An 11,521-nucleotide genomic window follows, 5' to 3' on the forward strand; every position below is an offset into this window, starting at 1 on the left:
GCGTGAATGTCACGACGCAACACGCGCTGATCCGTCGTGGATGGCACACTCGGCGCGGGCGCTCACAGCATGCAGCTGACGCAACCCTCCACCTCAGTCCCTTCCAGCGCCATCTGTCGAAGCCGGATGTAGTACAGCGTCTTGATGCCCTTGCGCCAGGCGTAGATCTGCGCCTTGTTGACATCACGGGTGGTGGCGGTGTCCTTGAAGAACAAAGTCAGCGAAAGACCTTGATCCACATGCTGAGTGGCCGCGGCGTAGGTGTCGATGATCTTCTCGTAGCCGATCTCGTACGCGTCCTGGTAGTACTCCAGGTTGTCGTTGGTCATGTACGGCGCCGGGTAGTAGACCCGGCCGATCTTGCCTTCCTTGCGGATCTCCACCCTCGACACGATCGGGTGGATCGAGGACGTCGAGTGGTTGATGTAAGAGATCGACCCGGTCGGTGGCACCGCCTGCAGGTTCTGGTTGTAGATGCCGTGCTGCTGCACCGACTCCTTGAGCCGCTTCCAATCGTCCTGGTTCGGGATGCGAATCCCCGCGTCGGCGAAGAGTTGACGCACCTTCTCGGTCTGCGGCTCCCACACCTGTTCGGTGTACTTGTCGAAGAACTCCCCCGAGGCGTACTTGGACTTCTCGAAACCCTTGAAGTGGGTGCCACGTTCGATGGCGAGGCGGTTAGAGGCCCGCAGCGCGTGGTAGAGCACCGAGTAGAAGTAGATGTTGGTGAAGTCGATGCCTTCTTCGGAACCGTAGAAGATCCCCTCGCGCGCCAGGTACCCGTGCAGGTTCATCTGCCCCAGCCCGATCGCATGAGAATCGTTGTTGCCCTGCTCGATTGAGGGCACCGAGGTGATGTGGGTCTGGTCGCTCACCGCGGTCAGTGCGCGGATCGATACCTCGATCGTCTGGGCGAAGTCCGGCGAGTCCATCGTCTTGGCGATGTTCAGCGACCCCAGGTTGCACGAAATGTCTTTGCCCACTTTGGCGTAGGACAGGTCCTCGTTGAACAACGACGGCGTCGACACCTGCAGGATCTCCGAGCACAAATTCGAGTGGGTGATCTTGCCTTCAATCGGATTGGCCCGGTTCACCGTGTCCTCGAACATGATGTACGGGTAACCGGACTCGAACTGCAGCTCGGCCAGCGTCTGAAAGAACTCGCGCGCCTTGATCTTGGTCTTGCGGATGCGTGCGTCGTCGACCATCTCGTAGTACTTCTCGGTCACCGAGATGTCGGCGAAGGCCATCCCGTAGACGCGCTCGACGTCGTACGGCGAGAACAGGTACATGTCCTCGTTCTTCTTGGCCAGCTCGAAGGTGATGTCAGGGATCACCACGCCCAGGCTCAGCGTCTTGATCCGGATTTTCTCGTCGGCGTTCTCCCGCTTGGTGTCCAGGAAGCGGTAGATGTCGGGGTGGTGTCCGTTGAGGTACACCGCGCCGGCGCCCTGCCGCGCACCCAGCTGGTTGGCGTAGGAGAACGAGTCCTCCAGCAGCTTCATGATCGGGATGACGCCCGAGGACTGGTTTTCGATGTTCTTGATCGGCGCGCCGTGCTCGCGAATGTTGGTCAGCAGCAACGCAACTCCGCCGCCTCGCTTGGACAGCTGCAGTGCGGAGTTGATGGAGCGGCCGATCGACTCCATATTGTCCTCGATGCGAAGGAGAAAGCACGAGACCGGCTCTCCCCGTTGCTTTTTCCCCGAATTCAGGAACGTCGGGGTGGCCGGCTGGAACCGGCCGTCAATGATCTCGTCCACCAGCTTCTCGGCCAGGGCAGTGTCACCGGCCGCAAGGGTGAGCGAGACCATGACGACGCGGTCCTCGAAGCGCTCCAAATAGCGCTTTCCGTCGAAGGTCTTCAGTGTGTAGGACGTGTAGTACTTGAATGCGCCCAGGAACGTCGGGAAGCGGAACTTCTTGGCGTACGCGCGGTCCAGCAACGTCTTGACGAAGTTGCGCGAGTACTGGTCGAGAACCTCACGCTCGTAATAGTTTTCGCGGATCAGGTAGTCGAGCTTCTCGTCCTGATTGTGGAAGAACACCGTGTTCTGGTTGACGTGCTCCAGGAAATACTGGCGGGCAGCCAGCACGTCCTTGTCGAACTGAATCCTGCCGTCGGCGTCGTACAGATTCAGCATCGCGTTGAGCGCGTGATAATCCGTTTCGTTCTGCAACGCGTGCGTGCCGGTGGTTACAGGCTCTGCAGTGACGGTTGGTGGCACGTCTGTTCCTTCCAGAATTGAGCCAGGCCCGCACGGACGGCGTCGACGTCGTCCTGGGTGCCCATGAGTTCGAAGCGGTACAGGTACGGAACACCGCACTTGCGGGACACCACGTTGCCCGCGTAGGCGAATTCGGCACCGAAGTTGTTGTTGCCCGCGGCGATGACTCCGCGGATCAGCGAGCGGTTGTGCTCGTTGTTCAAGAACGCGATGACCTGCTTGGGGACGTAGCCGCCGTCGTTGATATCCGGGGTGGCCCGCCCGCCGCCGTAGGTCGGCAGCACCAGCACATACGGCTCGTCGACCTCAATGCGGCCATGCAGGGGTATCCGCGTGGCGGGAACACCCAGCTTCTGCACGAAGCGGTGGGTGTTCTCCGACACGGACGAGAAGTACACCAGGTTGCGCCCGGGGATGTCCGAGATGTCCATCACACACCGCAACCTTCCTTACTTGTTCGTCTGCCCGCTCTAGGCGCTCAACGCCGAGTCGGCGAGTGCCTTGATGCGGTCGGGCCGGAAACCGGACCAGTGGTCGTGCTCGGTCACCACGACGGGCGCCTGCAGATAACCGAGCGCCATCACGTAGTCGCGCGCCTCGGTGTCCAGGGTGATGTCCACCTTCTGGTAGGCGACGCCCTGCTTGTCCAGCGCCTTGTAGGTGGCGACGCACTGCACGCAAGCCGGCTTGCTGTAAACGGTGATGCTCATGGGCGTACCGCTCCTTTGCGGGGGAAGTTCGACGGGACTGGCAACGACTCTGGTGGTACTTCTGCACTACTTTCAGCGCTCCGGCAGGCTTCCAGATTCCCGTGCTGCGGACTCCGGGTCGCCTGACCCTTCGACGCCGATTCCGGGAAGCTCATCGTGCCCTCGCTGACCTGTGGGGACCCGGTGAACCTGGGATCTGCCGGTCCTCGGAACACTACACCTAGGGGGTGATAACACAATGAGATACAAGATGTTCGAAACAACATTCTTGAAATTCCCAGGTCGTAAGCCTGAGCCGGGCGTGTCGTCGGCGTGTCGCAGATCACATTCCGACCCAGGGGTGTACAGCGGCTTCGCATGGGACCCGGTATATCAGCGACCACCGACAACCCCGGATTCGCTGAGCCATACGCCCAGCCACCAGCAAAGCCGCCGACACCAGTGTCGACGGCTTTGACTAGAGCTTTTGACGCGCAGCAGGCGATCGGCTGACGCCCTCGGCGAATCGACGGCTCAACCGACCTCGGTGGCGAGCTTGCCGACCACGTCCGCAACGCTGGCCGACAACTCCGCATTCTGGGCCGGGGGGTTGCCGCCCAACGACTTGAACGGCACCGACAGCTTGATGGCCTCGACAACGCGCGCCCCGGCGATCCCGAACGACTTGCGGGTGTCGTCGTGTGCCCACACTCCGCCGTATTGCCCCAGCGACCCGCCGATGACCGCCAGCGGTTTGCCCTTCAGCGCGCCGTTGCCGAACGGGCGCGACAACCAGTCGATGGCGTTCTTGAGCACCGCGGGCATGGTGCCGTTGTATTCCGGGGTGACCACCAGAGCGGCGTCCGCGTCACTCGCGGCGGCCCGCAGCGCGGCGACCGCAGGGTGCTCGTCATTCTTCGCACCGACCGCGGGGTCGAAGTCCTCGTTGTAGAACGGCAGATCCGCCAATCCCTCGAACACCGTGACAGTCACGCCGTCGGGGGCCACCTCTGTGGCGAGCGCAGCGATCTGGCGGTTGATCGATTCGGCGCGCAAGCTGCCCACCAAGGCCACGATCTTGATATCGGTCATCACTACGTCCCCTTCTGGTCGATTACATCCTCGCACGACGAAACCGGACTGTAGTCCGATTTATTCCGGCCGGCCGCGATACAGTGCAGAGGTGACCGGTATCGAGGTGTCCAGAGGGCTACCGGTACCCACCCTGCAACAGCCGCAACAAGTGCGCAGCGACGCCGCACGCAATCGCGCACTACTGCTGGCGGCGGCCCGCAAGCTCGTGCGGGAACGCGGTGCCGACGCGGTCACCATGGACGACGTCGCGGCTGCCGCGGGCGTGGGCAAGGGCACGGTGTTCCGCCGTTTCGGCAGCCGTGCCGGGCTGATGATGGAACTGCTCGACGAGGACGAAAAGGCCAGCCAGCAGGCATTCCTGTTCGGTCCGCCACCGCTGGGGCCGGACGCGCCGCCATTGGATCGGCTCATCGCGTTCGGCCGGGAGCGGATCTGCTTCGTGCACACCCACCACGAGTTGCTGTCGGCCGCCAACCGCGACCCGCATACCCGCCGCATCGGCGCGGCTGCCGTGCAACGCCGCCATGTCCAGGTCCTGCTGCAGGCGGCCCACAGCACCGGCGACCTCGACGCGCAGACCGACGCGCTGCTGGCCCTGCTCGACGTCGACTACGTCGAACACCAACTCACCGACGGCGGCCACACCCAACAGACGTTGGGCGACGCCTGGGCGAGCCTGGCCGGCAAGCTGTGCGGGCGGTGACCACCCCCGGAAGCCACCGCTGGGTCCTGCATGTAGACCTCGACCAGTTCCTGGCCTCGGTGGAATTGCGTCGTCACCCTGAGTTGGTCGGGCTGCCCGTGATCGTCGGCGGCAACGGCGACCCGGCCGAACCGCGCAAGGTCGTCACCTGCGCCTCCTATGAGGCCCGCGAATACGGGGTGCACGCCGGCATGCCGCTGCGAGCCGCCGCCCGCCGTTGCCCGGACGCGACGTTCCTCCCCTCGGATTCCGCCGCCTACGACGCCGCCTCCGAGCAGGTGATGGGATTGCTGCGCGACCTCGGGCATCCCGTCGAAGTGTGGGGCTGGGACGAGGCGTACGTCGGAGTCGCCGGCGACCCGGCAACCGTCGCCGAGCAGATCCGCACCGTGGTGTCGTCGGAAACCGGCCTGTCCTGCTCGGTCGGCATCAGCGACAACAAACAGCGCGCCAAGATCGCGACCGGGTACGCGAAACCGGCTGGCATCTTTGCGCTCACCGACGCCAACTGGATGACGCTGATGGCCGAGCGCCCGGTCGACGCACTCTGGGGCGTGGGGCCCAAGACCACGAAAAAGCTTGCCGCTCTGGGTATCTCGACGGTCCGACAACTCGCTCATGCCGATGGCGAGCTGCTGACGTCGACGTTCGGGCCGCGCACCGGCCTGTGGCTGCTGCTACTGGCCAAGGGCGGTGGGGACACCGGCGTCAGCGCCGAACCGTGGGTGCCGCGCTCACGCAGCCACGTGATCACGTTTCCGCGCGACCTGACCGAGCGGGCTGAAATGGATTCGGCGATAGCCGATTTGGCGCGCCAGACCCTGACAGATGTGGTGAACGAGGGCCGCGTCGTCACACGCGTCGCGGTCACGGTGCGCACCGCGACGTTCTACACCCGCACCAAGATCCGCAAACTCGACGCACCGACCACCGATGCCGACGTCATCGTCACCGCCGCCGTGCGCGTCCTGGATCTGTTCGAACTGGATCGCCCCGTCCGACTGCTCGGGGTGCGCCTAGAACTCCAGATGCCGCACTAGGCGCCCGATTCGAGCCCGCGGGTCGGCGGACCAGGCCGCAGCGCCCGCGTGAAGATCGAATTGACCTGGCGCATCGCCACGCTGTAAGGCCACCACGCCAGCCGTTTGAACGCATACAGCGCCCGGATGTCCGGCGAGGTGTAGATGAGATACCGGTTCTTGGCGACCCCGGCCAGGATTTTCTCGGCTGCCCGTTCCGGTGAGACGGCATGGCCGCTGAAACGGTCGACCCAGCGGGCGACCTGCGGGTCCTCGCGGTCCACCCCGGCGATTTCGACGGTGTTGACCAGCGGCGTCTTCACCGCACCCGGCACCACGACCGACACCCCGATGCGGTGGCGGGCCAGGTCGAAGCGCAACACTTCGGAAAGTCCGCGCAAGCCGAATTTGCTTGCGCTGTAAGCGGCATGCCACGGCAGCGCGACCAGTCCCGCCGCCGAGGACACGTTGACCACATGTCCGCCCCGGCCGGCCGCGACCATTTGCGGGACGAACGACTCGATCACGTGGATGGGACCCATCAGGTTGATCGCGACCATCTTGTTCCATTGTTGGTGCGACAACCGGTCGACGGTGCCCCACGCCGAGACGCCGGCGATGTTGAGCACCACGTCCATGCTGCCGTGCGTGGTATGGATGTCGACGGAGAACGCCGACACCTGCTCGTAGTCGGAGATGTCCAGGACGCGATAGGCGGGCACCTCCGCGCCCAGCGCCCGAGCGTCGGCCACCGTCTGAGTCAGGCCGTCCGCGTCGCGGTCGGTCAGATACAGCTCAGCCCCCTGCGCGGCCAGTCGCAACGCCGTGGCACGGCCGATACCGCTGGCCGCACCCGTCACGAAGCACCGCTTCCCGGCGAAATACCGCTTTGCTGCTGAATTCTGCTGCGCCATGGTCGAGACGATACGGCGCGGGAACCCTACCGACTGGGACCGCCCCACAGCGCGTTCAGCCACAGCTGTTCCAGCACCCGCACCCGACGTTCCACATCGTCGTCCCGGCCGACGAGTATGGGGTCCCCGGTGAGCATCAACGCGGTGGTCCCCGCCAGGGTACGAATCAAGATCGGCAGGTCGTCGCTGATCGGTTGCGCTGTCCCGGCTTTGACCTCGGCATCGACGATGTTCACGATCTGGCCCAACAGCGTTTCGAACTGCTTGTCCAGAATTTCGCGGATCTCGACGTCGGTTTGACGGGCCGCGTTGCACGCGGTCATCACCGGATCGTTGTTCGCGTAGACCACCGCTGCGCTGCCGACCATTCGCTTGGCGAATTGTTCCGGCGACTCACCGGGCTGGCGGGGCGCGAAATACTGGGTGAGTTCCTCGAGTTCTTCGGCGGCCTCGGCCAGGATCTGCGCGAGCACCGAATACTTCGAGTCGAAGTAGAAGTAGAAGCCGGAGCGGGCCACACCCGCTCGCAGGCTGATGGTGCTGACCGACAACTCAGCGAACGGCCGCTCCTGCAGGAGCTCACGGACCGCCTGCATGATCGCCACGCGGTGCTTGTCACCGCGTCGCCGCAGTGGCGCGCCGTCATCCCGACTCGCTGCGTTGCTATTCACTCCCGATCACCACCTGACCATTGCACCATGCCGCCCGCAACAAAACTTGACAGCCGTCAACTTCATCCCGAGGATGGACGGTAGTGACGGCCGCCACAGCCGCGAAGGAGCGTGTCAATGACGACAATCAGCACCCCCGCTTATCTGCTCGATCAGGCGCAGCGGCGGTTGACGCCGTCGTTCAACAATTTCCCGGGTATGGCCCTGGTCGAGCGCAAGCTGCGAGACGTCCAATTCCCCGAGACGCGGCTCGCCGATCCCCCGCCGGACAGTGGCCTCAAGCCGGTCGTCGGCGACCGCGGGCTGCCGATCCTGGGGCACATGATCGAAATGCTCCGCGGTGGCCCGGACTACTTGATGTTCCTCTACGAGAACAAGGGGCCGGTGGTCTTCGCGGACTCGCCGGTGATGCCGTTCGTCGTGGCGCTGGGTCCCGATGCCGCGCAGACCATCTACTCCAACCGCAACAAGGACTATTCGCAGCAGGGCTGGACGCCGGTGATCGGCCCGTTCTTCCGCCGCGGACTGATGTTGCTCGACTTCGAAGAGCACATGTTCCACCGGCGGATCATGCAGGAGGCGTTCATCCGGTCCCGGCTGGTCGGCTACGTCGAACATATCGACCAGGTGGTGTCGAAGGTCGTCAGCAACGACTGGGTGACCAACGACCCCCGGTTCCTGCTCTATCCGGCGATGAAGGAACTGACCCTGGATATCGCATCCATGGTCTTCATGGGTCACGAGCCGGGTAGCGACCGCGAGCTGGTCACCAAGGTGAACAAGGCGTTCACCACGACGACCCGCGCCGGCAACGCCGTCATCCGGGCCGGGGTACCGCCGTTCACGTGGTGGCGGGGGCTCAAAGCCCGCGAGTTGCTGGAGAACTATTTCGAGGAGCGGGTTAAGGAGCGTCGCGGCAAAGATGGCAACGACCTGCTGACCGTGCTGTGTCAGACCGAGGACGAGGACGGCAACAAGTTCTCCGACGAGGATGTCGTCAACCACATGATCTTTTTGATGATGGCCGCCCACGACACGTCGACGTCCACGGCCACCACGATGATCTACTACCTGGCCGCCAACCCCGAATGGCAGCAGCGTTGCCGCGACGAATCCGACCGACTCGGCGACGGTCCGTTGGACATCGAATCGTTGGAGAAGCTGGAGTCGTTGGACCTGGTGCTCAACGAATCGATCCGGTTGGTGACGCCCGTGCAGTGGGCGATGCGCCGCACGGTCCGCGACACCGAGCTGGTGGGTCACTATCTACCCAAGGGCACCAACGTCACGGCGTTCCCGGGGATGAATCACCGGTTGCCCGAATTCTGGACGGACCCGATGAAGTTCGACCCGGAGCGTTTCACCGAGCCCCGCAACGAGCACAAGCGGCACCGGTATGCGTTCACCCCGTTCGGCGGCGGCGCGCACAAATGCATCGGGATGGTGTTCGGCCAGCTCGAGGTCAAGACGATCCTGCACCGGCTGTTGCGACGCTACCGCCTGGAACTCCCGTACCCGGGTTACCAGCCGCGCTGGGACTACGGCGGCATGCCCGTCCCGATGGACGGCATGCACATCGTGTTGCGTCCGTTGTAAGTCCGCCTGACACCGTCAGGCCAGCAACCGGTTGGCGCAGGCGATCACCGCCCGTAGCGCCGACTGTGTCGGATCATCCGCCCAGCCCATGGCCCACTCGGCGCCGACGCCGTCGGTGCCGCGGACGAACGTCATGGTGCGACCGGCCGCATGCATCTGGTGAAACTTCTGGATTTCCAACAAGATTCCGCGCTCGTGCAGCATCGCGGTGAGCGCCGCGATGGGCCCGCTCGCCGATGCGGTCAACGCGCCGATGCGATCGCCGAAGGCGAGCACCGCACGGAAATTCCGGGCCTGTGGACCCAGCCGGGTGGCTGGCCGCTGGGGGTCTGTACATGCCCAACGACCCAGCCGCAGCGGCCCGTTGGCTCGGCCGTAGGTCGCGACGAACCCTTCCCAGGTCATCGCGGCGGCCGGGGTGCGCAGGCCCTGCGGCAGCTCGACGCCGAACTGGCGTCCGAACCAGACGTCGGCGGTGCAGTCGAAGTCGTGCGGGGAAAGGGTCATGGTGCCGGTCTTCTCTGGCTCGAAGGAGCGACCGACGGTAATAGCTTCCGACCCACAGCGGGGGGTCGGTCTGGATCAGACCCCGCTGCGGGTGCTGGCTACTACGGCACGATCGAGAAGACGCACGATCGGAGACGTTAGACCGCAGCTGTCGTCAGGCGCAAGTGCATTTCCTGTGCAATATCGCGAAACGGCTAGCCCCGTTCAATCGCGGCGATAACATCACGACACTGTTCGCAACCCAACCGCGTTCAGGTGCGAGGAAGGCGAGTCCGAATGAAAGCGAAGAGCAAGACTTTCAAAACCGTCGCTGCGATCATCTTTGCCGCATTCGCGTTGTTCTCCGTGGGTTGCGGTAGCACACTTCGTGACACCCCACTTCCGGATGTAGGCATAGAACATCCGCAGTGAGCGGTTGGCGGTATGGCCGGCATCCCGCAACGGGTAGTGGCCCTGCCCACCGCGTGACGCGCCTCAGCAGGTCAGCAACATGCATCCTGCGACCGGGCCGCCGCCCACCGATACCACGCCGACCTCGGGGCGTTGCGAAACCTGGCGCTCGCCGGCGTCACCGCGCAGTTGCAGGCATCCTTCGTGCAACGCCCAATAGCCGTGCATGCGACCGGCCGACAGCTGCCCGCCGTAGGTGTTCAGCGGCAGCTGCCCGTCACGCGCGATGCGAACGCCGCCTTCCACGAACGGGCCGGCCTCCCCGTCACCGCATAACCCGATGGCCTCCAGCCAGGCGAGCGTGAGATAGGTGAACCCGTCGTACAACTCGGCGACCTGAATGTCGTTCGGCGTCAACTCCGTTCGCGACCACATCTGCGCGGTGGCGTCCGACATCGCCATCTTCGGATAGTCATCGCGGTGGAACCATCCGCCGGCACCGTTGGAACCGCCGATCGCCTCGACCCGCACGGCACGGTGCGGGCAGTCGTCGGCGTAATCCGCGTGCGAAACCACCACTGCAATCGAGCCGTCAATGGGCACATCGCAATCGAGCAATCCGAACGGTGTGGACACCAACCGCGCACCCAGGTAATCGGACATCGTCATCGGGTCCCGGTAGACCGCGCGGGGATTCAATGCGGCGTTGCGCCGGCCGTTGAGGGCGATCCAGCCTAGTTGTTCCTTGGTGGTCCCGTACAGGTCCATATGCCGACGGCAATGCAGGGCCAACCAGTTCGCAGCCGAATAGGCATGCGCCGCAATCAGATCGTTGATGTCGTCCATCGCGCCGACCGCGGGACGCTCTTCACCCTCGGGGGTGGAGAACATCCGCGCGAGCGGCGGGGCGGGCGCGTTCTTGTCCTGGGGCAGCACGGTGCCGCCGAGCATCTGGATGGTCCGGTAGACCACCACATGCCGTGCCCGTCGTTCGGCGACCGCCCGGCACGCCGACATGACCGGACTCAGCAACCCGCCGGTGCCGAAACCGCTGCCACAGTCGCTCGCATCGATCCGCAGCGCGGCGTTGACCTCCCCCGCCGGGGTGTCACCCAAGGTGGCGATTCCGTCGACATCGGCCGGCGCCAATCCCGCGTCGTCGATGGCGGCGCGGACCGCCTCCATGGTGAGATCCCGTCCCGGGATGCCGGTTCGACGACCGATCCGGGAGATGCCGACGCCGGACAGGACCGCATCTTTTTCGAAGAACTCCACTTGCACCGTCCGTAGCATCTACGCGCCGCACACGTCTAAGAAGGGATCCGGTAGAGCGTACTGTATTGGTCGTGACAACCGAGTCGGCCACCTCCCCACTGCTCGTGGAGCATTGCGACACGTGCGCGCGGTGGGTGCACCCCGCCACCGGTACCTGCCGCGATTGCGCAGCCGAATTGACGGCCAAGCCGGTCTCGGGACGTGGGACGGTGTTCACCTACACGGTCAACCACCACCCGTACAACCCGGAGATCCCCACGCCGTACGTCATCGCGCTGGTCGAACTCAGCGAACAGAGCGGACTGCGTGTCGCAGCCAATATCGTTGACTGCGAGCCGGATTCGGTGACCTGCGGAATGCCCGTCCAGCTTCGGCCGGAGAAGGGTTCCAGCGGAGCACCGCTGTTCGCGCCCGCCTGAGCCCGAGGCGCGAGC

Annotated in this window: 12 protein-coding genes; 4 read left to right on the forward strand and 8 right to left on the reverse strand. The window is 64.4% G+C overall.

The window, feature by feature from the left end:
• Window positions 1-62: 62 nt before the first annotated feature.
• The 4 genes from nrdE to AC5Y46_RS19430 form a co-directional block, all read right to left on the reverse strand.
• A complete protein-coding gene (gene nrdE / locus AC5Y46_RS19415) occupies window positions 63-2,228 on the reverse strand; it encodes a class 1b ribonucleoside-diphosphate reductase subunit alpha (RefSeq protein WP_499946132.1) in 2,166 nt (721 codons plus the stop codon).
• Window positions 2,198-2,659: a class Ib ribonucleoside-diphosphate reductase assembly flavoprotein NrdI gene (gene nrdI / locus AC5Y46_RS19420; RefSeq protein WP_499946131.1), complete on the reverse strand. Its 462-nt coding sequence runs from the start codon at window positions 2,657-2,659 to the stop codon at window positions 2,198-2,200. Before nrdI ends, nrdE begins: the two co-directional genes overlap by 31 nt.
• A gap of 39 nt (window positions 2,660-2,698) precedes the next feature.
• Window positions 2,699-2,938 (reverse strand): glutaredoxin-like protein NrdH, encoded by a 240-nt coding sequence (nrdH, locus tag AC5Y46_RS19425; RefSeq protein ID WP_499946130.1) that lies wholly within the window; start codon window positions 2,936-2,938, stop codon window positions 2,699-2,701.
• Window positions 2,939-3,451: 513 nt separating this feature from the next.
• On the reverse strand, window positions 3,452-4,009 hold the full coding sequence (locus tag AC5Y46_RS19430; protein WP_499946129.1) for an NAD(P)H-dependent oxidoreductase: 558 nt from the start codon (window positions 4,007-4,009) through the stop codon (window positions 3,452-3,454).
• Window positions 4,010-4,100: 91 nt separating this feature from the next.
• Between AC5Y46_RS19430 and AC5Y46_RS19435 the strand changes: the two genes are divergently transcribed.
• Together AC5Y46_RS19435 and AC5Y46_RS19440 are read left to right on the forward strand one after the other, a co-directional pair.
• Window positions 4,101-4,715 (forward strand): TetR/AcrR family transcriptional regulator, encoded by a 615-nt coding sequence (locus AC5Y46_RS19435; protein WP_499946128.1) that lies wholly within the window; start codon window positions 4,101-4,103, stop codon window positions 4,713-4,715.
• A complete protein-coding gene (locus tag AC5Y46_RS19440; RefSeq protein ID WP_499946127.1) occupies window positions 4,712-5,755 on the forward strand; it encodes a DNA polymerase IV in 1,044 nt (347 codons plus the stop codon). Before AC5Y46_RS19435 ends, AC5Y46_RS19440 begins: the two co-directional genes overlap by 4 nt.
• On the opposite strand, the gene AC5Y46_RS19445 is transcribed toward AC5Y46_RS19440, so the two are convergent.
• Together AC5Y46_RS19445 and AC5Y46_RS19450 are read right to left on the reverse strand one after the other, a co-directional pair.
• Window positions 5,752-6,648 carry an SDR family oxidoreductase gene (locus AC5Y46_RS19445; protein ID WP_499946126.1) on the reverse strand — a complete coding sequence of 299 codons (897 nt, stop codon included), beginning with the start codon at window positions 6,646-6,648 and terminating at the stop codon, window positions 5,752-5,754. The genes AC5Y46_RS19440 and AC5Y46_RS19445 overlap by 4 nt on opposite strands.
• Window positions 6,649-6,674: 26 nt before the next feature.
• Entirely contained in the window at window positions 6,675-7,319 is a 645-nt protein-coding gene (locus tag AC5Y46_RS19450; RefSeq protein WP_499946125.1) for a TetR/AcrR family transcriptional regulator, read from the reverse strand.
• 117 nt (window positions 7,320-7,436) lie between these two features.
• On the opposite strand from AC5Y46_RS19450, the gene AC5Y46_RS19455 reads away from it, so the two are divergent.
• Complete coding sequence (locus tag AC5Y46_RS19455) at window positions 7,437-8,915, forward strand: cytochrome P450 (protein ID WP_499946124.1); 1,479 nt, start codon at window positions 7,437-7,439, stop codon at window positions 8,913-8,915.
• A gap of 15 nt (window positions 8,916-8,930) precedes the next feature.
• Here the strand turns inward: AC5Y46_RS19455 and AC5Y46_RS19460 are convergent, their stop codons facing one another.
• Both AC5Y46_RS19460 and AC5Y46_RS19465 read right to left on the reverse strand, forming a co-directional pair.
• Complete coding sequence (locus AC5Y46_RS19460) at window positions 8,931-9,422, reverse strand: homocitrate synthase (protein ID WP_499946123.1); 492 nt, start codon at window positions 9,420-9,422, stop codon at window positions 8,931-8,933.
• Between the two features lie 474 nt (window positions 9,423-9,896).
• Window positions 9,897-11,087, reverse strand: a complete 1,191-nt coding sequence (locus tag AC5Y46_RS19465) for a thiolase family protein (RefSeq protein ID WP_499946122.1) — start codon at window positions 11,085-11,087, stop codon at window positions 9,897-9,899.
• A gap of 71 nt (window positions 11,088-11,158) precedes the next feature.
• On the opposite strand from AC5Y46_RS19465, the gene AC5Y46_RS19470 reads away from it, so the two are divergent.
• Entirely contained in the window at window positions 11,159-11,506 is a 348-nt protein-coding gene (locus tag AC5Y46_RS19470; RefSeq protein WP_499946121.1) for a Zn-ribbon domain-containing OB-fold protein, read from the forward strand.
• Window positions 11,507-11,521 lie beyond the last annotated feature (15 nt).

Source organism: Mycobacterium sp. NGS59 (assembly GCF_059812345.1).